Source organism: Micromonospora sp. 067-2, from assembly GCF_046549295.1.
In the GTDB taxonomy this organism is placed as follows: domain Bacteria; phylum Actinomycetota; class Actinomycetes; order Mycobacteriales; family Micromonosporaceae; genus Micromonospora.
Map to the genome: position 1 here is coordinate 685,016 of NZ_JAJPWB010000001.1, position 24,248 is coordinate 709,263.

A 24,248-nucleotide genomic window follows, 5' to 3' on the forward strand; every position below is an offset into this window, starting at 1 on the left:
GTAGGGCGTCCTACCGATACGGCCACCTCTTCGACTTTGCCGAGATCGAATTGATCTGTTCGTGCAGGTCGCTTCGAGGGATCATGAGACGTGGCTGAAGCTGAAGCGGTGCTGAGGATCGCGGATCTGCGTCGAGCGTGTGCAATGTTGTTGGACGCGGCGGAGAGGCGGTTCGGCCCGCAGGTCCAGCTGTCGGAGCACGGCGTTGACTACTACTGGAACATCGACCTTCGTGCGGCCTTCGAGTTGGCTCAGCGACCGGAACTAACGATCGACAGCGGGCAGAGCAGCGACGAGCTCGCAGAGCTGGCTGGCTTCCTACAGCGGAGCCCGGATGACGTCGCGTCGCTGTGGCACGACGCGCAACACGTCAGCGGGCTCCTGCGGCTGCTGGCATACCTTGACCTGTCCTCCGCTAGCGACAGCCACGGCGGCTAGCCGTTGTGACCGCAGGTCGGGCAGTCGAGATCGGCTTCGACACGATCCCCCTGGTAGACGACTTCCGCACCGGTTTCCTCTGACAGCTTCTGAGCCAACATCCGGCCCCGCTCCGTCCACGCCCGGTGCTGCGCGCCGGTCGCGACCCGACCAACTCCCGCGACAGCTCGATCATGGTCGGTAGGTCGTGTCGCAACTCTGCCTGGTGCCCCTGAAGGTCAGCACGGTGGCGATCAGATCCGTATTGCCGGCCTCAGTTGCCCGCTGCAAAGTCCTCGCGTTCCAAGGTGTGGCAGCGCGCTACTCACCCCGCGCGATGCTCAGCTAGCCCGCAAATTGCGCCCACTGCCCAGCTTCGTCGACCATGCGGGGCCGCACGTCGAGCGGAGCATCCCGCAGCAAGCCCATCATGGTGTCGAGGTGGGCACGAACTGGTGCCGTGATGGGGCCGGACCCGATGGCATCCTCCAGGCGGCGGTACCCAGCAAGCAGGGCGGCAAGCGCGTTTGTCGCGGCGCGATCCACTCGGCGAGCACCCGCCGTCGTGTACTTCAGGCGGGCCGCCATCGGGCAAAAACTATTGCCGCCAAGGTGCCGTTCGCCTCTAAGGCGTCTGCCTCGCCAACATCACCGCACTCATGCCTTGAGTAATCATGGAAGGCTGCCTGCTTCGAGGTTCGGCCGGGACTAAATGTGGGTCGGCAGATGTCGGATCGGGTCCAGACTGAAGGCTGATTTTCGACTATCCGCTCGCCCGACTTCATCTCGACCGCCTACATCTACGGTCATGGCCTGCTGCGGTCGAAACTTGGCCGCTCTGGTGACCGATGCTTGCTCTGCTCTGGGCACTATTGTCAGTTATCGGACTCCAACCTGAGCATCCCGCAAATCTCAACCGTCCATCTCTGGCCCACCCTCTTCACCTTCTGTAGACACTCAGCTAACGTTCGATGGTGCCGCCGGTGGCCAGGAGCTGCATCGAGGGATAGCTCGATGCAGCGTGGACCCCCTCGGTGACTGTCGGTAACGAAAGGATGGGTTGCAGGTGAAGTCCTCAATCGGCCAGATCGAAATCGTAAGATCAATATTCCATGGCATTCCGACACGTACCCGCGCGAACGGTGCTGACGTAGCCGCGCTAGATGCTAGGGAAGATGTCTGCAACATGGAACCCGAAGCTCGGGCTGAGATTGAGACGCGCCTGCGCAAGGTGCTTCGACGTAATGGTAGGCAGATCGTCGAAAGTTCGGCTGTTGAATCCAAGACTCCCGCGGTAATCAAAGACCTACTTGCGGTCGAGGATGCCGACTTTATTGGCAAATCGAAAGAGCTTGCGCAGATCCTTCTCGAAATTCAAACAGCAAGAAACTCAGCTGGAATGCTTTTCGTCGCACAGTGCGTGGTCAGTAACTCCCCCGCGATCATGCTCGTCAAGATTGAACGGGAGAGCGGCATGCTTGCCGAAGAGTCGGCAGAGCAGGCAGGGGCGCAGGATGTTCGATATCTCCGTGATCTTTTCCTGACCAGCAAGTCCAAGGTCTACAAGGTTGCGCTTTTCAATTCGGCCGACCTCGACAGCGACACACTCCATGGCTGGGCGGCTGACGTCCAAATGTCCGGCAATGAAGTTGCGGCGTTCTTCCTACGCAAGTACCTAGGTTGTCAACTCCTAGATGACCCGAAGCAACTCACAAAAATGTTCCATCAACACGCACAAGATTGGACCAATAAGTGCGTTCACAACCCCGACGTCAGGGCTCGCTACGCAATGGCGATTGCGTCTGAGTTGCTCAGCGAGCGGGGTACGGTATCACCTCGTGGATTCGCAGGAAGCAACCTGCAACCAGCTCACCGCGACGAATTTCTTGACTATTTGTCACGCCATGGAGTGCCGACCACAACCTTCGACAAAGAACTATCCCTCATAGAGTCTCGGCTAAAGCAGTTCAGCATCGCATTCATGAGTGGCGTAGTTGTGACCGCCCCGCGAGCCGCATTCGATGAGGTAGTTAAAATTGAGCGGTTGGACGGCCCGCTAAGCCGAGTTGTGATCCAGGACATCATGGGCGACTTCAAAGGCCGAGGAGTTCCTGGCGGCCGCTCTACCTCAGCCGACGACGACGGTCCCGCGTCAGGGGACAGTGGCGAAGCTGAGTAGTCTATGACTGAGCCGCGCGAGGAGGCCAGGCTCCGATTCTCGGAGGATCGTCATGTATTCGTTCAACTCGCACAGGAAATCGCCCAGCGCATACGGGTGCTATCAATCGACGCTAGGCTCGATTGTACGGTAACTCACAGGGCCAAGGATGTCGGAAGTTTTGTTAAGAAGGCAGTCATCCGTGGACTAACTGATCCCTGGAACGAGATATACGACAAGGCTGGCGTCAGAATCGTTGTGCGTCATTCTGGTGATTTGGCGACGGCTGAAACGCTTATCCGAGAGAATTTTCAAGTCCTGTGGTCGTCGCTCGATGAATCTCCGAAAGAAGACGACGAGGATAGGCTGCGCTATCCTCGAATTCACTTCCAAATCAAACTTTATCAGCCGACCAACCCAGACCCGACTCAACCTCACAAAGGGTACGACTGCGAGGTCCAACTTCGCACAGCCGCAAGTGACCTTTGGGCTAGCATGTCCCATAAGTTGTTATACAAGCCATCTTCAGGTCTGCCGAAGGATGTCAGACGGTCGTTGTACGGTCTCCTTGCATTGGTCGAAGTATACGACCGGGAGGTGCAGCGGGCGATGGACATCATCGGGGAGTCGTCTGACCACTTTCTCAACACTGTCATCGATCAGTGCGAGCGAATATACTACACTTTCTGCACTAATGCGTACAACAGCGAGCTCACAAGAGAATCTGTAGCGGTTGTACTGTCGACTATGAACGTCGACCAGCAAGCTCGATATCCCGAGATGCTTGAGGAATTTGCGAAGCGGGAACGGTACCGCCTTAGCGAAATTTACGACCGATACGGATCTACATCAGAAGCCTACAAGAATGGCTTGTTCGTGCTCCTCGGGCAGCCGGAAAGCATCGCGATATTCGAACGACTCACCGGTCATTCGATGCTGCTGGAGCACGCTTGGCAGGCACGTCTACCGGAAGGCTTGTTGGAAGAATTGCAGAGAGTTGCTTAAGGGCTTTTCAAGCGCCCCTGAGCTCTATCGCGGTCCCGCTCATCGAGTCGTCTGAGCGTCTTTGCGAAGATCCGCCGAGTCACCACATCACCCTCACTACTCAGGGCGTCGAACTTCGCACGAATCTCATCTAGTACAGAGCGAGGGTCTTCCCGCTCTATGAGTGGCGTCGCCAGCACAGATTCGATGCGTCGCCTTATATTTCCATATTGCGCACCCAGCGTCTTATGCTTCTCTGCTCGCTCTGCATATCGCATATGCGTTTGCAGAGTAGACAGAACTGCGGCTGCGATACTAAGCACCCCGAATGTCACCTTCCATCCGCTGGCGAGTCGAGTAGTAATCGTCGCGAATGCGGCAGTCCCTAGACCGGCAGTAATCACAATAACGGGGATTGCCAAGGCGTAATTCGCCCGTTTCAACACCTTCCCCGCCTCATGATGCGAGTGCTGCCCTTCGCGCCCCCGCCGAAGCCAAGTCTTCAGTAGCTCCTCGGCTGATTCCCAGCGCGCGTCTGCCATCGTTGCTCCTGTGTCGGGGCCTACACCCTACCCTCTATCTACCCCGGACACCAGCGGAACGACGCTACACGCCTGCGGGGAGCTACGATGTTTACACTTCAATTCTTCGTTGAACCTGCAAACGTATGGGTACTGCCTCCGAGGCGATCGGCAGCCGACTTCGCTGAACTAACTTTTATGCGGCTAAAGAACTAGCCAGCCATTTCACGGAGCGTGCCGACTATCGAGACATCAATGTCGCCCTCGATCAACCGTCCCAGCACAAGATGGCGAAGTAGTACTTAGAGTGCCACGATCGCCGCAGTCTCCGCGGGCAACTGGATCCGGTCCCGCATCACCGTGACGCCCTCCCCCGAGGCCAGCAGCACCCGCCGCACCACCCCGGGCAACGAAATCCCCTGCCCCCGCCCAGCCAAGTTCGCCACCACAAGCGTCTCCCCCCGCCGCATCAGCAAGAACTGGTCCCCATGCTGGACGCTGACGGCGTTCAACCGGGGATCAGACAGATCCGGAAGAGACCGACGCAGGGCGATCAACCGCTGGTAGAACCCCAACATCTCCCGATGCTCGGGCTTGTCCAGCTCAGCCCAGTCCAACCGCGACCGCACGAACGTCTGCGGATCCTGCGGATCAGGCACGTCCCCCTCAGCCCACCCGTGCGAGGCGAACTCCCGCCGCCGCCCACGCGCCACCGCAGCAGCCAACTCCGGCTCCGGGTGCGAGGTGAAGAACTGCCACGGCGTCGAGGCCGCCCACTCCTCCCCCATGAACAGCATGGGAGTAAACGGCGCGGTCAGCAGCAACGTAGCCCCAACCCGGAGCAGCGAAGGCGACAGCGAAGCCGAGATCCGGTCCCCGGTAGCCCGGTTCCCGATCTGGTCGTGGTTCTGCAGATAGGCCACCAACCGATGCCCAGGGACGCGCGGATCCAGAGCCCGCCCATGGTGCCGGTTCCGGAAGCTCGACCACGTCCCGGCGTGGAAGAACCCGCCGGTCAACACGTCCGACAGCGTCTCCAGCGAGCCAAAGTCCCCGTAGTACCCCTGCCGCTCCCCCGTCAGCAACGTGTGCAGCGCGTGGTGCGCGTCGTCGTTCCACTGCGCGTGCAGCCCAAAGCCACCAGCTTCGCGCGGCGTGATCAGCCGTGGATCGTTGAGGTCAGACTCGGCGATCAGCGACAAAGGCCGACCCAGGTGCGTCGACAGGGACTCCACGGAAACGGCCAGCTCTTCCAAAATCGGAACAGCCCGCGAGTCCGGCAGCGCGTGCACGGCGTCTAGCCGCAGCCCGTCGACGTGATAGTCCCGCAGCCACATCGTCACGCTGTCGAGAATGAAGCGGCGGACCTCGTCGGAGTGCGGGCCGTCCAGGTTGACCGAACGCCCCCAACTGTTCGACTGCTCGGCCAGGTAGGGCCCGAACCGTGGCGCGTAGGCCCCGGAGGGCCCGAAATGGTTGTAGACGACGTCGAGGATCACCCCCAACCCGCGAGCGTGGGCGGCGTCGACGAACCGTTTCAGGCCGTCCGGGCCTCCGTAGGGCTGGTGCGGGGCAAACCAGCAGACACCGTCGTACCCCCAGTTGTGTTCGCCGTTGAAGGCGTTGACGGGGAGCAGCTCGACCAGGTCGACGCCCAACGACACCAGGTGGTCGAGGCGGTCGATGGCCGCGTCGAAGGTGCCCTCCGGGGTGAAGGTGCCGATGTGCAGCTCGTAGAGGATGCTGCCGGGCAGTTGCCGGCCGGTCCACGAGCTGTCGGACCACTCGAAGGCGGCGTGGTCGTAGCGTCGGCTGGGCCCGTGCACTCCCGCAGGCTGCCACGGTGACCGGGGGTCGGGCAGTGGAGTTTCGTCGTCGTTCAGCAGAAAGGAGTAGTCGGGGCCGGCGTCGGGCACCTCGACCCGCCACCAGCCGTCGGCGGCGGCGCGCATCTCGTGGTCGGCGGCATCGGGCAGGTGCAGCCGGACCCGGGTGGCGTCCGGCGCCCACACGGAGAACTCGGTCATGAAGCGGCCTCCACGGAAGCGGTGGGAGGAGCCAGCAGTGCGACGGGATAGTCGGCCAGCAGGTCGGCCAGAGAGGTCTCTCCGCCACTGTAGACCCGGCCGGTGAACAGGTCCTTCACCTCGTTAACACCAAGCGACAGGACTGTGTCACGCCAACCACCGGCGCGGGCCAGGCCCAGCGGCAGCCGGGTCGCCACGGCGATCGCGCCGCCCCGGTCGAACGCCACGACGTGCCGGCCCGCCGGCCCGTGCGCCGGCACCGGCCGGTAGCCGGAGAACAGCTCCGGGTGCGCCCGTCGCAGCCGCAGGGTCCGCGACACCACCAGCAGCTTCGCGGCGCCGCTGTCGTCGACCGGGGGACGCCAGCCGCCGTCGAGACGCGCCAGCACCTCTCGGCGTACGTCGAAGTCGACCGGGCGGCGGTTGTCGGGGTCGACGAGCGAGTTGTCCCACAGCTCGGTGCCCTGGTAGGTGTCCGGAATGCCGGGCATGGCGAGCTGCACCAGTTTCTGGCCCAGCGAGTTGCACCAGCCCGCCGGGGTGAGCGCCGCGGCGAACTCGGTCAGCTCGGCGTGCAGCCGCGGGTCGTCGTACATCGTGTCGACCACGCCGTGCAGCGCCTGCTCGAAGGCCGCGTCGGGGTCACCCCAGCTGGTCGAGGCCCCGGCCTCCCGGGCGGCCTTCTCCACGTACGCGTGCAGTCGCTCCCGCTCGATGGGCCAAACGCCGACGGCGGTCTGCCACAGCAGGTGCGCGAACGCTGGGTCGGGCAGCGGGGCGTACCCCATCCAGGCGGTGACCTGCTCGCCCCAGCGTCGCGGCAGCTCGCTGAGCACGGCGAGCCGGGCGCGGACGTCCTCACCGCGCTTCGTGTCGTGGGTGGAGACGGTGGTCATGCTGGCCGGCCAGCGCACCTGGAGGGCGGTGGCGAAGCGGTGGAACTCCGCCGGCGGCACCCCGAAGTGCGCGGGGCTGCCGCCGACCTCGTTGAGCCCCACGAAACGGGTCCACCGGTAGAACGCGGTGTCCTCCACGCCCTTGGCCATCACCGCGCCGCTGAGCTGCGGAAAGCGCTGCGCCAGCTCGTCGTCGGCGTCGCGTAGCCGGCGGGTGATCCCGTCCAGGGCCGTGACCAGGTCGGGACGGCGCCGGCCCGCCTCGGAGCGGGCGGCGGCGAGGTGCCGGGCGCCGTGCGGCGGGTAGCCCCGGTAGACGGCGAACGCGGCGGCCAGCTCGGCCAGGGCGGCGCGCGCCTGCTCGCCCGGCACCTCGGGGGCGAGCGCGGCCAGCCGGGTCAGCTCGGCCGCGAGCAGCCGGGTCGCGGCGGCCAGCTTGGTGTCGTGGGTGAGGTTCTCCCAGCTCGTGTGCTGCCCGACCAGTCGGGTGTCCAGCGCGGTGAAGTCGCCCTCGGTGTCGGGGTCGACGAAGAGCCCGTTGACCGCGGCGAGGGCCTCGTAGCCGGTGGTGCCGTCGACCGGCCAGTCCGGCAGCTCCTCGCCGTACTCCAGGATCTTCTCCACCACGAGCCAGGCGGCCGGCGCGGCCTCGCGCAGCCGGGCCAGGTAGCCGCCGGGGTCGCGCAGGCCGTCCGGGTGGTCGACGCGGATGCCGTCGACCTCCCCGGCGGCGGCCCAGGCCAGGATCAGCTCGTGGGTGGCGGCGAACACCGCCGGGTCCTCCACGCGCAGACCGGCCAGGCCCGCGATGGCGAAGAACCGGCGGTACGTCAGCTCCGCGTCGCCGCGCCGCCAGGACACCAGCTCGTAGTGCTGCCGGTCGTGCACCTCGCGGGCGCTGCCGTCGCCGGTGCCGTCGGCGACCGGGAAGCGGTGCTCGTGGTAGCGCAGCTCACCGTCGACCACCTTGAGGTCGTCCACGGCGGCCGGGTCGTCGGCCAGCACCGGCAGCAGCAACCGGCCCCGGTCCCAGTCGATGTCGAACCAGTCGGCGTACGACGAGGCGCGGCCCCGGCGCAGCACGTCCCACCAGGCGGGGTTGGCCGGCGGCACCGCCACCCCGGCGTGGTTGGGGACGATGTCGACGACCAGGCCGAGCTTCGTGTCGCGCAACGCGCGCAGCAGCCGCTGCCGGCCCGCCTCGCCGCCCAGCTCCGGGTTGACCGCCCGGTGGTCGACCACGTCGTAGCCGTGCGCGGAGCCGGGCGTGGCGGTCAGCAGCGGGGCGGTGTAGAGGTGGCTGACGCCCAGGCCGGCCAGGTAGTCGGTGAGGGCGGCGGTGGCGTCCAGGTCGAAGCCGGGGCGGACCTGGACGCGGTAGGTGGATGTCAGCTTCCGGTCGGGGTGAGGGGGCACCGCCATGTCAGATCGTCCTCTCCAGCACCACCAGGGAGCGGTCCGACACCCGGATGGTGCCGCCCGCGCTGACCACCGTGACGTCGTCCGGTTCGGGTTCGGCGGTGCTGATGACCCGTTCCCACTTCTGGCCGTACTCACTGCCGGGCAGGGTGAAGTCCAGCGGCGCGTCGTGGGCGTTGAAGCAGAGCAGGAACGAGGCGTCGTGGTGGCGCTGACCGTACTGGCCGCGCTCCGGGATGCCCTCGCCGTTGACGAAGAGCGCCACCGAGCGGCCGAAGTCGTTGCCCCAGTCGTCGCCGGTCATCTCCCGACCGTCCGGCGTGTACCAGGCCAGGTCGGCCAGCGGCTCGTCGATCCCCCGGCCGCCGACCGGAAGGCCGGTGAAGAACCGACGCCGTTGGAACACCTGGTGCCTGGTCCGGAACGCGATGAGCGTCCGGACGAACTCCAACAGGTGGGTGTCGACGTTGTCCCAGTCGACCCAGGCCAGCTCGCTGTCCTGGCAGTAGACGTTGTTGTTGCCGCGCTGCGTGCGGCCCAGCTCGTCGCCGTGGCCGATCATCGGCACGCCCTGGGACAGCACCAGCGTGGCCAGGAAGTTGCGCCGCTGCTTGGCGCGCAGCGCGAGCACCGCCTCGTCGTCGGTGTCACCCTCGACGCCGCAGTTCCAGGACCGGTTGTGGCTCTCCCCGTCCCGGTTCTCCTCGCCGTTGGCCTCGTTGTGCTTGTCGTTGTACGACACCAGGTCGTTGAGCGTGAACCCGTCGTGGACGGTGACGAAGTTGATGCTGTGGAACGGTCGACGGCCGTCGTCCTGGTAGAGGTCGGCGGAGCCGGTGATCCGCGACGCGAACTCGGCCAGGGTGGCCGGCTCGCCGCGCCAGAAGTCCCGCACGGTGTCGCGGTACTTGCCGTTCCACTCGGTCCACAACGGCGGAAAGTTGCCCACCTGGTAGCCGCCGGGGCCGACGTCCCACGGCTCGGCGATCAGCTTGACCTGGCTGACCACCGGGTCCTGCTGGACGACCTCGAAGAAGGTGGACAGCCGGTCGACCTCGTAGAACTCCCGGGCCAGGGTGGCGGCCAGGTCGAAGCGGAACCCGTCGACGTGCATCTCGGTCACCCAGTAGCGCAGCGAATCCATGATCAGTTGCAGCGAGTGCGGGCTGCGGACGTTGAGGCTGTTGCCGGTGCCGGTGTAGTCGACGAAGTAACGACGGTCCTCCTCGCTGAGCCGGTAGTAGCTGGGCGCGTCCACGCCCTTGAAGCTCAGCGTCGGCCCGAGGTGGTTGCCCTCGGCGGTGTGGTTGTAGACCACGTCGAGGATGACCTCGATGCCGGCCTTGTGCAGCGCCTTGACCATGCCCCGGAACTCCTGCACCTGCTGGCCGAGGCGGCCCAGCGCCGAGTAGCCGTGGTGCGGGGCGAAGAACCCGATCGTGTTGTAGCCCCAGTAGTTGCGCAACCCCAGGTCGACCAGCCGGTTGTCGTGGATGAACTGGTGCACCGGCATCAGCTCGATCGCGGTCACCCCGAGCCGGGTCAGGTGCTCGATCATCGGCGGGGAGGCGATGCCCGCGTACGTGCCGCGCAGCTCCTCCGGAATGTCCGGGTGCCGCATGGTCAGCCCGCGTACGTGCGCCTCGTAGATCACCGAGTGGTGGTACGGGGTGCGCGGCGGCTTGTCGTTGCCCCAGTCGAAGTACGGGTTGACCACCACCGACTTCGGCATGAACGGCGCCGAGTCGGTCTCGCTCATCCGCTCCGGGTGCTCCAGGTCGTAGTCGTAGACCGCCGGGTCCCACTCCACGTCACCGTCGACCGCCTTGGCGTACGGGTCGAGCAGCAGCTTGTGCGGGTTGCAGCGCAGCCCGTTCCCCTGGTCGTACGGGCCGTGCACCCGGTAGCCGTAGCGCTGCCCCGGCTCGATGCCCGGCAGGTACGCGTGCCAGACGTAGGCGTCCACCTCACGTAGCTCGACCCGCCGTTCGGTGCCGGTGTCCCACTCGTCGAAGAGGCACAGCTCGACCCGCTCGGCCACCTCGGAGAAGATGGCGAAGTTGGTGCCCATCCCGTCGTAGGTGGCGCCCAGGGGGTACCGCTCGCCCGGCCAGACCTGCATGTCGCTCCTTCAAGCCATGGTCATGTGCGCACTGCGCCACGAGCGCGCCGGCAGGGGTCGCCCGCGCGCCCGCCGGTATTGCCCCACGCCCCGATGCGCCAATCCATCCTTCCAGGCGATGCCCGGAATCCACCTGTCTGATGCGTGCCAAACCTTCGGGTGTCTTCCGTCACCTTGGCCTCTTTGAGGATGCGCCAGAGCGCCCGATGGCCTTTGCTTGTTCGGGGACGTTCCCGTTTGCTTTTTCGCGGACGCGCCCACGCGTACCCCCTCGGCCCTCGGCCACCCCACCACCTCCCACTTCGCCGTCACCGCTGCCGGCGCGTTTCCCCATGCCTGGACGGAGATCGATGTGACGACCCTGCAGGTCGCCGAGCAGCCCGCCACCGCCGCGGACCGGGTGCGCCGACCCACCCTGACCTCCCGGCCCCAGCTCCCGGCACAGTCCGGCCCGGGGGTCCCGCCGCAGACCCGCCGCATCCTGATGCTCTCCTGGGAGTACCCGCCGGTGCTCGTCGGCGGCCTCGGCCGCCACGTCCACGCGCTGTCCGTGGCGCTGGCCGCCGCCGGCCACGAGGTCACCGTCATCACCCGGCACGCCGAGGGCGCACCCCTCGAGGAGTACGCCGACGGCGTCCGCATCGTCCGCGCCGCCGAGGACCCGGTCACCTTCCCGCTGGCCACCGGCTCGCTGCTGGCGTGGACGATGGCGTTCAACCACACGCTCACCCGGGCGGCGCTGCGGGCCACCGAGTCCGGCTCGTACGACGTCATCCACGCCCACGACTGGCTCGTCGCGCACACCGCCATGACCCTGCGCGACCACCTGGACATCCCACTGGTCAGCACCATCCACGCCACCGAGGCCGGCCGGCACCAGGGCTGGCTGCCCGAGGAGATGAACCGGACCATCCACGGCGTGGAACAGTGGCTGAGCACCGAATCCGGCCGGGTGATCGTCTGCTCCGGCTACATGCGCGACGAGGTGACCGCGCTGTTCGGGGTGCCGGCCGGCCGTGTCGACGTGGTGGCCAACGGCGTGGAGCCGCACCGCTGGCAGGTGCCGGCGCGCGCGGTGACCGCCGCCCGGGCCCGGTTCGCCGGGGACGGCCCGCTGGTCACCTTCGCCGGACGACTGGTCTACGAGAAGGGTGTGCAGCACCTGATCGCCGCCCTGCCCCGGCTGCGCGAGCGGCACCCCGGGCTGCGGGCGGTGATCGCCGGCGACGGCCCGTACCGCGCGGAGCTGGAGGCCGAGGTGCACCGCCACGGTCTGGGCGACATGGTCACGATGCCGGGCTTCCTGGGCGGCACGGACCTGCCGGCGCTGCTGGCCGCCTCGGACTGCTTCGCGGTGCCGAGCATCTACGAGCCGTTCGGGATGGTGGCCCTGGAGGGCGCCGCTGCCGGCGCACCGCTGGCGGTGGCCGCCACCGGTGGCCTCGCCGAGATCGTCGAGCCGGGCGTGACGGGCATGACCTTCGCACCGCACGACCCCGACGGGCTGGCCGACGCCGTCGACGCGCTGCTGTCGGACCGGGAGCGGGCCCGCGCCCTGGCCCGCCGCGCCCGACGGACGGTGCACGAGCAGTACGGCTGGTCGGCCATCGCCCAGCGCACCGCCGCCAGCTACGCCGCCGCCATCGCGGCCGACGCCGCGTTCACCGCCCAGCGGGCCGAGCAGCGCATGTCACACGGCCGCGCTCTTCCGGCGCTGCCGGAGGGCAACCTGCTCGCCGCCGCCGGCCTGCGCTGATCAGCGACTGCCCGCCCACCCTGTCAGAATGTGCGGATGCCTCGCCCTGTCGACGCCCTGGATGCCGCCTTCCCGATTGCCGCCTCGATCGCACTGGAGCTGATCCGACGCCCCGAGGTGTCCGCGCGGTGGTCGAGCCCGAGCGCGCTGCCGCACCTGTCCGTGGGGGGCCTGGCCTGCCACCTGGGACGTCAGGCCGTGCGGGTGGCGGAGCTGCTGCCGATGCCGACCGACCTGCCCACGCTCGAATCGGCGGACGGGCACTACGAGCGGGCTGCCTGGGTCACCGAGGGAACCCCGGACGAGGCCTCGGTCGCCGCCGGCCCGGATGAGGCCGACGCGGTACGGGGGGCGGAGGACCTGCACGCCCGCTCCGCCCTCGCGTTGCAGGAGGTCGACGACCTCCTCTCCCGAGGGGCCGCCCGCGACGTCGTGCCGATCCCGTGGCAGGGCTGGTCCCTGCGGCGCGGTGACTTCCTGCTCACGCGTCAGCTGGAGATCGTCGTGCACTCCGACGACCTCGCGGCGAGCGTGGGCGTGCCGATGCCGGTGTTCCCGACGGAGGTCTTCGACCCCGTGCGCGACCTGCTGGTCCGGCTGGCCGTGCGCCGCCACGGCCAGTCTGCGCTGATCAGCGCGCTGAGCCGCAGCGAGCGGGCGCGGGACATCACCGCCTTCTGACCTTCGGCCGCCTGCCCAGTCCCTCCACTCGATAACAGAAGCCGGCAGGCCGCCGACCCTGATGGGTCGAGGCCTGTCGGTGGTGCGGTGCGGGGGTCAGCGCTCGTTGAAGGGGACGTAGTCCCGTTCCGGGGCACCGACGTAGACCTGCCGCGGGCGGCCGATCTTGGTCTCCGGGTCGGAGATCATCTCGCGCCACTGGGCGATCCAGCCGGGCAGCCGGCCGAGGGCGAAGAGCACCGTGAACATTTTCGTCGGGAAGCCCATGGCCTTGTAGATCAGGCCGGTGTAGAAATCCACGTTCGGGTAGAGCCGGCGGGAGACGAAGAAGTCGTCGGCGAGGGCGATCTCCTCCAGCTCCATGGCGATGTCCAGCAGCGGGTCCGGCTTGGCCATCCGGCCCAGCACGTCCTGCGCGGCCTTCTTGACGATCGCCGCCCGCGGGTCGTAGTTCTTGTAGACCCGGTGGCCGAAGCCCATCAGCTTGACGCCGTCCTCCTTGTCCTTGACCTTGCGGACGAAGGACCGGACGTCACCACCATCGGCCTTGATCTTCTGGAGCATCTCCAGCACGGCCTGGTTGGCGCCGCCGTGCAACGGGCCGAACAGCGCGTTCACACCGGCCGAGACCGAGGCGAACAGGTTGGCGTTGCTGGAGCCGACCAGCCGGACGGTCGAGGTGGAGCAGTTCTGCTCGTGGTCGGCGTGCAGGACGAAGAGCATGTCCAGCACCTTCGACATCACCGGGTCGACCTCGTACTGCTCCGCCGGCACACCGAAGGTCATCCGCAGCAGGTTGTCGACGTACCCGAGGGAGTTGTCCGGGTAGAGCAGCGGCTGCCCGATCGACTTCTTGTACGCGTACGAGGCGATGGTGGGGACCTTCGCCATCAACCGCACCGTGGAGATCTCCACGTGCTCGGAGTCGAACGGGTCCAGGCTGTCCTGGTAGAAGGTGGAGAGGGCGCTCACCGCCGAGGAGAGCACGGCCATCGGGTGGGCGTCCCGGGGGAAGCCGTCGAAGAAGCGGCGCATCTCCTCGTGCAGCAGCGAGTGCCGCCGGATCCACTCGGTGAACTCGGTCAGCTGCTGCTCGGTCGGCAGCTCGCCGTAGATGAGCAGGTAGGAAACCTCCAGGAAGGAGGACTTCCCGGCCAGCTGCTCGATCGGGTATCCCCGGTAACGCAGGATCCCCGCGTCGCCGTCGATGTAGGTGATCGCGGATGAGGCAGCCGCGGTGTTGACGAAACCGGGGTCGTACGTCGTCATCCCGGTTTCCTTCAGCAGCTTGCTCACCCCGATACCGGCGGGGCCCTCGACCGCGGGGTGCACCGGCATCGACAGCTGCCCACCGGGGTGATCGAGCTTGACTTCCGTCATGTGGTTCCTCGCTTCGCCGGCAGATCTACGTTGAATTGCCTTCGCTTCTACCGTAATTGCGGCTCGGGGGACACCGCCCGCCGTGGCTCGACGGTGAGGTATGCGTCACCCGATTCCCAACCGGGCAGACGGGAAACCCGGCGTCCCGCTGTCTGGGAGCAGGGCCGCAACAGCTTTCACGACAGGGCAAGGCGTCGCAGCGTACCGTCCGACGCGACCTGGTAGACGTCGAGCTGGTTGGTGCCGGCCCGAAACAGCCGGTCGTCGGACAGCAGCGCGGCGAAACGGCGTCCACCAGGATCGGCCGGGACCACCGGGACCACCGCGCCGACCCGACCGTTGACCGCCACCGCCAGCAGCGTGCCGTCCGGTATCTGGTCCGGCACGTCACCCCAGACCAGCGCCGGAATGGTGCCGGTGTCCGGATCCAGGGCCCGGAACGCGGCGAGGTCGGCGACCGTGGCGCTGCCTACGGCCGGGCCGTCGCGGACCTCGGTGCCCACCAGTGGATGTGGCCGGGGCAGCGGCGGCGGCGTGGGCACCCCGCCGGGAAAGGTGATCGGTTCGCCGGGACGGTCGTAGAAGTGCTTCGTACCGTCGGTGCGGGGTGCCTGCCGGGCGGAGCGGCCGTCCACCCGCCAGGGCAGCCGGATGCCGGCCTCGTCGGCCACGGTCGGCAGCAGGTCGACGTGCTCCCAGTTGCGGTCGTCCACCCGGCCGGTCTGCTGCCGGGGCTCCTTGACGAACATCGGCACCCACGCCACCTCCCCGGCGGCGGCCCTGATCGAGTCCAGGCCCCGGCCCTGGGCGCCCGGGTGGAAGCTGACCCCGTGGTCGGCGGTGACCACGAACAGGGCCTGGTCGTAGAGACCGCTCGCGCGCAGCGTCCGCAGCGTCTGCCCGATCAGCCGATCGGTGTAGCCGAGCTGGGCGAGGTGGCGCTGCCGGGCCAGCTCGACCCAACCGGCTCCGTCGTTGGGCAGGTCCTCGGGGGCGTCGTAGCGCGCACCGGACGGCAGGAACACCCACGGCGTGTGCGGCATCAGCAGGTGCAGGAAGTGCAGGGCGGGCCGGGGCGCCGGCTTCAACCCCGCCAGGAAGCTGGTGAACCGGGCCGGCTGGTTGTCGTCCAGGCTGTCCCAGCGGAACTTCGGGTCGGCCGGCACCGGTTCGGCGCCGTCCAGGCCGGCCTCGGCGCGGGTCTGTTCCCGGTAGGAGTCCTCCGGATCGACCCGGGTCGGCGTCGGCCCGGCGACCTGGCCGAGGAGCGTGCGGGTCTCCCGGACCAGCACGCCGAGCCCCTGTTCCGGGGCTACCGGCTGCTCGCAGCGGCTGGGCGGGCAGAGCCGGGTGACGGTCTCCTGGGCGTGGATGTCGTACAGGCCGCCGAAGGCGGTGAAGAGGTTGTCCGGGTACTGCGAGTAGTGCGGCGCGACCGGCCGCGCCGGGTAGCGGCCGGTGAGCATCGCTGGCAGCGCGTTGGGGGTCCAGCCGCTCACGCCGGTGGCGTTGCGGTACCAGGTCGAGTCCCCGGCCAGCTCGGCGAAGTTCGGGAAGCGGGCCGCGTCGATCCGGCCGTCGGCGCCGAGCAGGCTGACCAGCGGCAGCTCGTCGAGGATCAGCATGACCACCGGCGGGTGCACGCCCGTGCCCTGCGCGGCGCCGGCCGCGCCGCCCTCGCCGCGCGGCAGCACCACCGCCGAGGTGGGTGAGACGAGCAGGAAGAGCGCCACGAAGGCCACCGGCCCGGCGGCGGCCAGTCGCAGCACCCGGCCCGGTGCCCGCCACCGTCGGTGCGCGGCCGCACCGGCGGCCCCGGCCAGCCCGGCGACCAGCAGCAGCGGTACGCCCCGCAGTGGCGTCGCGTGCCGGCCCACCTGCACGGCCAGCGCGGCCAGCAGCAGCCCGACCAGCCCGGTGTGGGTGACCGCGCGGGCGGTCCGGCCGGCCAGCCGGCTGAGCGCTCCGAACAACGCCACTCCGGTGGTGGGCGCCACCGCCACGAGAGCGACCAGCAGCAGGATCTGGCGGGTGTCGGCGCGGTGGAAGAGGAAGAAGTCGGGGCTGCGGCCGAGCACGTCCAGCAGCGGCTGGGTGACCACCAACCCGACCAGCGCGACGATCTCCAGCAGCCGGCCCAGCTCACCGCGCCAACCGCGGTCCCACCGGTCGGTGTCCGGTTCCGCGGCGTCCGGTGCCGGCGGTGGTGCCGCCGGGTTCACCGACGTCGGTTCAGCCACCCACCACCGCCCGGTACAGGGTGCGGGTGCCCGAGGGCAGCTCCAGCCGGTCGGTGATCCGGCTCCGTGCCGCGAGCAACCGCTCGAAGGTGTCGCGCCGGTAGTCCGGAAAGAGTCCGTCGGGCTTGTTGGCCAGCAGCCGGCGGGCCATCGGGTCCTCTGGGTGGACGAACTCCACCACCACCGTCCCGCCGGGCAGGGCCAGCCCGACCAGCCAGGTGATCACCTCTGGCAGCGGGACGTTGCGCCCGATGGCCAGGTGGTGCACCACGGCCAGGGCGAGCACCGCGTCGGCCGACGCCCGCTCGGCGAAACCGGCCCGCTCGACGCCACGCCAGCCACCACCGGGCGACGGGTCGGCCAGGTCCAGCACCAGCGGCAGGATCCTCCGCTGGCCCTCGGCCCGCAGTGCCCGGTACAGCTCGTCGACCACGGCCGGGGCCTGCTCGACGGCGACCACGTAGTCGGCGTGCTCGGCGGCCAGCCGGGCGTACCGGCCGTCGTTGGCGCCGAGGTCGAGCACGAGGCGGGGCCGGGCGCCGCCGGTCAGGGCGGCGGTCACGAAGCGTTCCTTGGCCGCCCGGTCCTGCGCCGAGTAGCCGCAGGTGCGCTGGTAGTCCGACCAGTGGCTGACCGAGGGGCGACGATCCAGCTTGCAGACGAGTTTCTCGATGCCGCGCACGGTGGCCAGCAGCAGCTCCCGGGAGAAGCCGGCGGCCCGCAGCTGGGCGCGTACGTCGGTGGTGCTGGCGGCGGCGTTGCGCTGCTGCATGGCGCCGTGCAGGTGCAGGTGGGTGAGCACGCCGGGGCGCAGCCGGCGGGCGCCGCCGAACAGCGGTCGGAGCTGCTCGGCCTCGATGCCGTCGACCTGCGCGCGCAGCCACGGCTGGAAGTCGACGCCGAGGTGGGCGGTGAGCAGCAGCGGGTAGAGCACGGTCTGGCAGAACTGCCGGTAGCCGGCCCACGCCTCGCCGTCGCGCACCGGCTCGAAGGAGCCGACATCGATGAAGACCGCCTCGACGCCCCGCCACTGCACGTTGTAGGCCGAGCCGTCCTTGGTGGTGAAGCCGTCGGCGAGCGCGTCGCGCAGGATCTCCAGGTGCAGCAGCGCGGCGTCGCGCAGCATGCCGAAGGACCACTCGTACGGGTGGGAGACGAACGGGATGCGTTCGTGGCGCAGCACGGCCGCCCACGGCGCGCCGGCCGAGGCGGGTACCAGTGCCGCCGGTGCGTCCTCGGTGGCGCAGACCTTGCCGGCGGTCACCAGCGCCGGGAAGAACGTGCTGGCCCCCAACGCCCGCCAGGTCTCGGCGGCCCGCGCGTCCAGCCCGCGCAGCACGTCGTCGCCGACGTGGAAGACCCGGTTGGCCGGGTCGCGGAAGGACCCGGGCTCGGGCCGTACCTCCGGGGGTGAGGTCGTCATCGTCGGTGACCGCTCACCGCTGGTCGGTGGGCTGCCGACGGAACCGGTCGACCAGACGCCGCCAGTAGAGCTTGGCGGCGACCGCGGCACCGGCCACCCCGCCGACCACCGCCTGCACGATCAGGCTGCCGGATCCCGCGTCCAGGTAGGCCAGATGGATCACCGATCGCTCCTTCCCCTCGCCCGTCTCGACAGCGGCGTCCCGGGCGTACAGCGGTGAGGCTTTTGACCCAGAAAGCCGGACTTGTCTGCCACCGTACGCCGATCGCCCAGGTCGTACCGGACACATCGGCGGACTCCCAGGCACGCCACAGGTACCCGCCTCCGGCGGCGAGCGAGTGCTCGGGACAGCCGACGAGGTACCGGTCCCGCCGGTACGCTGCGGACGTGCGCTGGGTCGTGGTGGACGTACCGCTGGATTCCTCCGGCACCGGGCGCGGTGAGCAACGGGCGCCGGCCGCCCTGCGCCGTGCGGGCCTACTGGACGCCCTGGCCGCCGACGACGGCGGCCGGATCGACGAGGCGCTGTTGCGCGATCCGGTCCGCGACCAGGCGAGCGGCCTGATCGGCCCCCCCGGTCTCCGCCGGGCCGGCGCCGCCATCGCCGACCGGGTCGCGAGCCTCCTCGCCGACGGTCGCCGACCACTGGTGCTCGGCGGGGACTGTGCGATCCTGCCCGGCATCTGCCGGGCGTTGCCCCCGGCGACGGAGCTGTGGTTCGTCGACGGCCACCCGGATTTCTCCGACGGCGCGACCTCGCCGACCGGTGAGGCCGCCGACACGGACCTCTCGGTGATCACCGGGCACGGCCCGGACGCCGCCCTCGGGCGAGACGGCGCGCTGCTCGACCCCGCCCGGGTCCACCTGCTCGGGCACCGCCCACCGACCGACGACAGCAGCCGGGTCGAGACGGCCCGGATCGACCCCGCGATCCACCAGGTGCCCGCCGCGGAGCTGCTACGCCGGGGCGCCGCAACGGTCGGTGCCGGCCTGGCCGCCGGCGGGGACGGGCCAGCCTGGCTGCACCTCGACCTGGACGCGGTGGACCCCCGCGACCTGCCGGCGGTGACCTATCCCGAGCCGGACGGGCTGCGCTGGCCGGACCTGGTCGCGCTGGTCACCCCGCTGGCCCGCGCGGACCGGCTGCTCGGGATGAGCGTGACCGACCTGAACGCCGACGAGGACCCCGACGGGCGTTTCACGCGACGCGTCGTCGAGGTCCTCGTGGAGGTGCTGGGCGCGGCCGGCTGAGCGCTCAGTCGTGCCGGTGGTGCATGCCGAGGCGCAGCAGCACGAAGCGCAGCACGGTGGCGGCCAGGTTCGCGGCGACCAGCACGGCCAGCTCGACCGGTCGGGTGGGCACGCCGACGACCGCGTGCAGTGCGGCCAACGCGCCGCTGGTCAGCGCCAGGCCGAGCGCGAACGCCAGCAGGCCCTGCACGTGGTGACGGCCGGCGTGCCGGCGCCCGCTGATGCCGAACGTCAGCCGCCGGTTCGCGGCCGTGTTCGCCACCGCCGTCAGCAGCAGCGCCAGCAGGTTCGCCGGCTGCGGCCCCAGCGCGCCCCGGGTCGCCACGAAGATCAGCAGGTACGCCAGCGTGCTGGCCACCCCGACCGCGGCGAACCGGACCAGCTGCCGGGGCAGCCCGACCGGCACCTGTGCCGGCGGCGCGGCCAGCGGCGCCCGGCCCACCTGCGCGCGCAACTCGGCCAGCGGCAGCGCGCCGGTCAGCAGCGCACGACCCACCCGACCCACGCCGCGCAGGTCGGCCAGCGCGGTGGCGACGAGGTCGACGCGGCTGTCCGGGTCGTCGACCCAGTCCACCGGCACCTCGTGGATGCGCAACCCGGCCCGCTGGGCCAGCACCAGCAACTCGGTGTCGAAGAACCAGCCGGTGTCGCGCACCAGCGGGAGCAGTCTCCCGGCCACGTCCGCGCGGATCGCCTTGAACCCGCACTGCGCGTCGGAGAACCGCGCCGCCAACGCGCCGCGCAGCAGCAGGTTGTAGGCGCGCGAGATCACCTCCCGCCGGGCACCACGCACCACCCGGGAGGTACGCGCCAGCCGGGTGCCGATCGCCAGGTCGGAGTGCCCGGAGAGAAGCGGCGCGACCAGCGGCAGCAACGCCGCCAGGTCGGTGGACAGGTCCACGTCCATGTACGCCAGCACCGGCGCGGACGACGCGGACCAGGCGGCCGACAGTGCCCTCCCCCGCCCCTTGGCGTCCAGGTGCAGCACCTCGACGCCGGGCAGCTCACCGGCGAGCCCGTCGGCCACCTTCAGGGTGTCGTCGACGCTGGCGTTGTCGGCGATGGTGATCTGGAACGGGTACGGAAAGTGCTCGCTCAGGTGCGCGTGCAGCCGTCGTACACACGGCTCCAGGTCGGTCTGCTCGTTGTAGACCGGGATCACCACGTCCAGCACCGCGCCGGCCGTCGTGGGCACGGCCCGGACAGCGGCCCGGGTGCCGCCTACCGCGCTCATGGTGTTTCCTTGCCGCTGCTCAGGTCGTAGACGGTGACCCCGTCCACGGTCTGCGCCGGAAAGGTCTCCGCGACCCAGGCGCTGATCTCCTGCGAGGCGGAGCTGCCACCGTTGGCCCGGAAACCGCCGCCACCGACGAAGTAGTGGATGTCTCCGTCGGCGACGTGACGCTGGAACTGCGCGAGGGTCGGTGACGGGTCGCTGCCGTTGAACCCGCCGATCGGCATGACCGGCCGCCCGGTGGCGAGCTGGTAGCCGGAGGCGTTGTTGGAGCCGATGGTGGCCGCTGCCCAGGTGTAGTCGCCGCTGTCGCGCTGCAGCAGCTCACGCAGCGCGGCGCTGGGCTCGCGGGTGTCCAGCAGCCCGCCCATGCCGCCGCCGGCGCGGCCCGGCGTCAGCGGAAGCTGACCGTTCTGCCCTGCGCCGGGGAAACCGGGGAACTGTCCGTTCGGGGTGCCGTCGCGGCCCCCGCCGGGCAGTTGCCCGCCGGGAAACTGGCCGCCCCGGGGGAACTGGCCGCCGCCGGGGAACTGGCCGTTGGCCGGCAGCTCCATGCCGTTGGGCAGGCGGCCACCGGGGAAGCCGCCCCGACCGCCGAAGGCGCCCTGCACGGTGGGGCCGGCGCTGGGGATCGACCCGGTGTGCGGGGTCCCCGCCGTCTGCGCCGCGTAGGCCGCCGGGCCGGCCAGCGCCGCCGCGGCACCCAGGCCGAGCGCCACCGCCGCCAACCGGCGGGGCAGTTGACCGACCAGCACGATCAGCGCCGCGGCGACCAGGCCGGCCACCAGCACGACGGTCCGGAGCCAGGGGTACCAGTCGGCGCTGCGACCGAGCAGCACCCAGGACCACCAGACGGTGACCACCAACGCACCGGCCAGGGTCAGCGTGGCGGCCAGCGGCCGCCACCGGGCCAGACCCGGCGTGCCTCCCCGGTCGGTCGCGGTGCCGGGCTCCACGGTGCGGGCCCGCCACAGCAGCGTCGCACCGATGCCGACCAGCGCGCCGACCGCCGGGGCGAGCGCCACCGTGTAGTAGGCGTGGAAGATCCCGGACATGAAACTGAAGATCAGACCGGTGACCAGCAGCCAGCCGCCCCACAGGAGCAGCCCGGCCCGGGTGCGGTCGGTGCGGGCCGCCCGCCCGGCCACCAGCAGGCCGGCGACGAGCAGGATCAGCGCGGCCGGCAGCAACCAGGAGATCTGAGCGCCGGCATCGCCGCCGAACATCCGCAGCAGACCGGCCTGCCCCTCGAACGGGCCGCCACCACCACCGCCCATCCGGCCGCCACCACCGACGCTGCCCACCTCGTCACCGGTGATCCGGCCGAGGCCGTTGTAGCCGAGGGTGAGCTCCAGGATGCTGTTTCCCTGCGACCCGCCGATGTAGGGGCGTGCGTCTGCGGGCACCAGCTCGACGACCGCGACCCACCAGCCGGCGGAGACCACCACGGCCAGGCCGGCCAGCAGCAGCTGCCGGATCCGCCGCCACAGCCCGGTCGGCGCGGCCACCAGGTAGACCCCGGCGAAGACCGGCACCAGCAGGAACGCCTGCAGCATCTTAGTCAGGAAGCCGAAGCCGACCAGCACGCCGACCAGCACGATCCACCGGGTGCTGGCCGACTCCACGGCCCGGACGGTGGCGTACGCCCCGGCAACCAGCAGCAGGACCAGCAGCGCGTCGGGGTTGTTGAACCGGAACATCAGCGTCGCCACCGGAGTGAGGGCGAGCACCGCACCGGCGATCAGGCCGGCCGCCGGCCCGTACCACCGCCTGACGGTGGCGTGCAGCACGCCGACCGAGGCGACCCCGCAGAGCGCCTGTGGAATGAGCATCGCCCAGCTGTTCAGGCCGAAGACGCGTACGGACAGGGCCATCAGCCACAGCGACGCGGGGGTCTTGTCGACGGTGATCGAGTTGGCGGCGTCCGACGAGCCGTAGAAGAAGGCCTTCCAACTCACCGAACCGGCCTGCACGGCCGCCGAGTAGAACGAGTTGGCCCAGCCGGAGGCGCCGAGCCCCCACAGGTAGAGGAGGCCGGTGGCCAGTAACAGGACCACCAGCGCGGGCCGGGCCCAGGTCGGGGACTCGCGCGCTGCCGGCGGCGGATGCTCGTCGTGCGGGCGCGTGGCCGGTGGTGGTGGCGGGGCGTCCGGGTCGGGATCGGCGGGCGCGGTCGGCAGGGTCTCGGTTCTGTCCATGCGGCAAGCCTCGGCGGCTGGCCTGGCCCGCCGCCGTGCGCCGACTATGCGTCAGCTGTGGGATTCGGCAACCGGACGGTGAACACGGTCCGGCCCGGCCGGCTGTCCACCGCGACCGTGCCGTGGTGGGCCTCCACGACCGCCGCCACGATCGCCAGACCGAGGCCGGTGCTGCCGTGCGCCCGGGAGCGGGAGCTGTCGCCGCGCGCGAACCGCTCGAACATCTCCGGTTGCAGCTCCGCCGGCACCCCGGGCCCGTCGTCGGCGACGGTGAGCACGGCGGCGTTGCCCTCGACGGCGTTGCCCTCGACGGCCAGGGTGGTGGTCACCACGGTTCCCGGCGGGGTGTGCACCCGGGCGTTGGCGAGCAGGTTCGCCAGCACCTGGTGCAGCCGGGCGGCGTCGCCGGTAACCCGGATCACCACCTCGGGCAGGTCGAGCTGCCAGCGCTGCTCGGGGCCGGCCACGTGCGCGTCGCTGACCGCGTCGACCACCAGGGCGGTGAGGTCGACCGGTTGGACCGCGAGCGGACGGCCGGTGTCCAGCCGGGCCAGCAGCAGCAGGTCGTCGACGAGGCTGGTCATCCGGGTGCTCTCCGACTCCACCCGACGCAGCGCGTGCGCCACGTCGGCCGGGACCTCGTCGCGACCCCGCCGGGCCACCTCGGCGTACCCGCGGATCGCCGCGAGGGGGGTGCGCAGCTCGTGGCTGGCGTCGGCGACGAACTGGCGTACCCGGGTCTCGCTGGCCTGCCGGGCGGCGAGCGCGTCGGCCACGTGGCCGAGCATCCGGTTCAGCGCCGCGCCGACCCGACCGACCTCGGTCCGCGGATCGGTGTCCGCGGCGGGCACCCGCACGGCGAGCGCCACCTCCCCGCGGTCCAGGGGTAGTTCGGTGACCCGGGTGGCGGTGGCGGCCACCCGGTTCAGCGGCCGCAGGGTGGCCCGGACGATCAACGCGCCGGCGCCGCCGGCGAGGACCAGCCCGACGGCGGCCACCCCGGCCTGCGCGGCGACCATCCACCAGACGGTCTCCTGCACACCGGCCAGCGGCAGCGCGATGACGCGTACCCGGCCGTCGCGGAACTGCTGGGCCACGGCCCGGTAGTCCCCGCGCGCGCCGAGGTCGACGGTGCGCGGCCGGGCGCCGACCGGCAGGTCGGCCAGCGCGCTGACCTCGTCGACCGGGACGGCCTCCTCGTCGGGGAAGGGCTCGTCGCTGGACGGGCCGCGGGTCAGGGTGGAGGCGGCCGTCACCTGACCGCCGCTGATGTCGGCTACCACCGTGCCGTCGGGCAGGCCGGGCGGAACCGCAGGTCCGGTGCGCGGCCAGGCCGGCCGACCGGGGCGGTCGCCGCGCAGGACGATCGCGGGATCCAGCTGGGCGTCCAGGCGGTCGATCAGGAACTGCCGCAGAGCCACCGTGGTGAGCCCGCCGATGGCGACGCTGACCAGCGCGAGCAGCGCGACGAGAGCGAACACCAGTCGGGTACGCAGGGACCGGCCGGCCAGCCACCGGCGAGCGCCGCGCACCGGGTGGCG

18 protein-coding genes are annotated in these 24,248 nt (G+C 69.9%); 6 read left to right on the plus strand and 12 right to left on the minus strand.

Annotation, left to right across the window (positions count from 1 at the left end; all coding sequences use genetic code 11):
• Positions 1–90 precede the first annotated feature (90 nt).
• Positions 91–438 carry a hypothetical protein gene (locus ACLJN9_RS03295; RefSeq protein ID WP_410809457.1) on the plus strand — a complete coding sequence of 116 codons (348 nt, stop codon included), beginning with the start codon at positions 91–93 and terminating at the stop codon, positions 436–438.
• Positions 439–762: 324 nt separating this feature from the next.
• Here ACLJN9_RS03295 and ACLJN9_RS03300 read toward each other — a convergent pair whose 3' ends face one another.
• Positions 763–1,005, minus strand: coding sequence for a hypothetical protein (locus ACLJN9_RS03300; RefSeq protein ID WP_410809459.1), 243 nt, complete (start codon positions 1,003–1,005; stop codon positions 763–765).
• Between the two features lie 478 nt (positions 1,006–1,483).
• Here ACLJN9_RS03300 and ACLJN9_RS03305 point away from each other — a divergent pair, with 478 nt between their 5' ends.
• Both ACLJN9_RS03305 and ACLJN9_RS03310 read left to right on the plus strand, forming a co-directional pair.
• Positions 1,484–2,596 carry a nucleoid-associated protein gene (locus ACLJN9_RS03305; protein WP_410809460.1) on the plus strand — a complete coding sequence of 371 codons (1,113 nt, stop codon included), beginning with the start codon at positions 1,484–1,486 and terminating at the stop codon, positions 2,594–2,596.
• Positions 2,597–2,599: 3 nt separating this feature from the next.
• Positions 2,600–3,580, plus strand: coding sequence for a GTP pyrophosphokinase family protein (locus ACLJN9_RS03310; protein WP_410809461.1), 981 nt, complete (start codon positions 2,600–2,602; stop codon positions 3,578–3,580).
• Here ACLJN9_RS03310 and ACLJN9_RS03315 read toward each other — a convergent pair.
• The 4 genes from ACLJN9_RS03315 to glgX form a co-directional block, all read right to left on the minus strand.
• Complete coding sequence (locus ACLJN9_RS03315; protein ID WP_410809462.1) at positions 3,577–4,101, minus strand: SLATT domain-containing protein; 525 nt, start codon at positions 4,099–4,101, stop codon at positions 3,577–3,579. The genes ACLJN9_RS03310 and ACLJN9_RS03315 overlap by 4 nt on opposite strands.
• Before the next feature lie 281 nt (positions 4,102–4,382).
• Complete coding sequence (gene treZ, locus ACLJN9_RS03320; RefSeq protein WP_410809463.1) at positions 4,383–6,107, minus strand: malto-oligosyltrehalose trehalohydrolase; 1,725 nt, start codon at positions 6,105–6,107, stop codon at positions 4,383–4,385.
• A complete protein-coding gene (gene treY, locus ACLJN9_RS03325) occupies positions 6,104–8,425 on the minus strand; it encodes a malto-oligosyltrehalose synthase (RefSeq protein ID WP_410809464.1) in 2,322 nt (773 codons plus the stop codon). Before treY ends, treZ begins: the two co-directional genes overlap by 4 nt.
• Position 8,426: 1 nt before the next feature.
• Positions 8,427–10,544, minus strand: coding sequence for a glycogen debranching protein GlgX (glgX, locus tag ACLJN9_RS03330; protein WP_410809465.1), 2,118 nt, complete (start codon positions 10,542–10,544; stop codon positions 8,427–8,429).
• Positions 10,545–10,896: 352 nt separating this feature from the next.
• On the opposite strand from glgX, the gene ACLJN9_RS03335 reads away from it, so the two are divergent.
• Both ACLJN9_RS03335 and ACLJN9_RS03340 read left to right on the plus strand, forming a co-directional pair.
• Positions 10,897–12,300, plus strand: coding sequence for a glycosyltransferase family 4 protein (locus ACLJN9_RS03335; protein ID WP_410809466.1), 1,404 nt, complete (start codon positions 10,897–10,899; stop codon positions 12,298–12,300).
• A gap of 36 nt (positions 12,301–12,336) precedes the next feature.
• Complete coding sequence (locus ACLJN9_RS03340) at positions 12,337–12,981, plus strand: maleylpyruvate isomerase N-terminal domain-containing protein (protein ID WP_410809467.1); 645 nt, start codon at positions 12,337–12,339, stop codon at positions 12,979–12,981.
• A gap of 96 nt (positions 12,982–13,077) precedes the next feature.
• On the opposite strand, the gene ACLJN9_RS03345 is transcribed toward ACLJN9_RS03340, so the two are convergent.
• From ACLJN9_RS03345 to ACLJN9_RS03360, 4 genes are all read right to left on the minus strand, one after another.
• On the minus strand, positions 13,078–14,361 hold the full coding sequence (locus tag ACLJN9_RS03345) for a citrate synthase (RefSeq protein WP_410809468.1): 1,284 nt from the start codon (positions 14,359–14,361) through the stop codon (positions 13,078–13,080).
• Between the two features lie 176 nt (positions 14,362–14,537).
• A complete protein-coding gene (locus ACLJN9_RS03350; protein WP_410809469.1) occupies positions 14,538–16,601 on the minus strand; it encodes a sulfatase-like hydrolase/transferase in 2,064 nt (687 codons plus the stop codon).
• A complete protein-coding gene (locus ACLJN9_RS03355) occupies positions 16,594–18,024 on the minus strand; it encodes a class I SAM-dependent methyltransferase (protein ID WP_410809470.1) in 1,431 nt (476 codons plus the stop codon). Before ACLJN9_RS03355 ends, ACLJN9_RS03350 begins: the two co-directional genes overlap by 8 nt.
• Before the next feature lie 13 nt (positions 18,025–18,037).
• On the minus strand, positions 18,038–18,187 hold the full coding sequence (locus tag ACLJN9_RS03360) for a hypothetical protein (protein WP_007459587.1): 150 nt from the start codon (positions 18,185–18,187) through the stop codon (positions 18,038–18,040).
• Positions 18,188–18,411: 224 nt separating this feature from the next.
• Here ACLJN9_RS03360 and ACLJN9_RS03365 point away from each other — a divergent pair, with 224 nt between their 5' ends.
• Positions 18,412–19,275, plus strand: a complete 864-nt coding sequence (locus tag ACLJN9_RS03365; RefSeq protein ID WP_410809471.1) for an arginase family protein — start codon at positions 18,412–18,414, stop codon at positions 19,273–19,275.
• Positions 19,276–19,279: 4 nt separating this feature from the next.
• Here ACLJN9_RS03365 and ACLJN9_RS03370 read toward each other — a convergent pair whose 3' ends face one another.
• The 3 genes from ACLJN9_RS03370 to ACLJN9_RS03380 are packed head-to-tail and all read right to left on the minus strand — an operon-like array spanning position 19,280 to position 24,218.
• Entirely contained in the window at positions 19,280–20,509 is a 1,230-nt protein-coding gene (locus ACLJN9_RS03370; protein ID WP_410809472.1) for a glycosyltransferase, read from the minus strand.
• Positions 20,506–22,707, minus strand: coding sequence for a glycosyltransferase family 39 protein (locus ACLJN9_RS03375; RefSeq protein WP_410809473.1), 2,202 nt, complete (start codon positions 22,705–22,707; stop codon positions 20,506–20,508). The genes ACLJN9_RS03370 and ACLJN9_RS03375 overlap by 4 nt, the downstream gene beginning before the upstream one ends.
• A 44-nt stretch (positions 22,708–22,751) precedes the next feature.
• Positions 22,752–24,218 carry a sensor histidine kinase gene (locus ACLJN9_RS03380; RefSeq protein ID WP_410809539.1) on the minus strand — a complete coding sequence of 489 codons (1,467 nt, stop codon included), beginning with the start codon at positions 24,216–24,218 and terminating at the stop codon, positions 22,752–22,754.
• Positions 24,219–24,248: the final 30 nt, after the last annotated feature.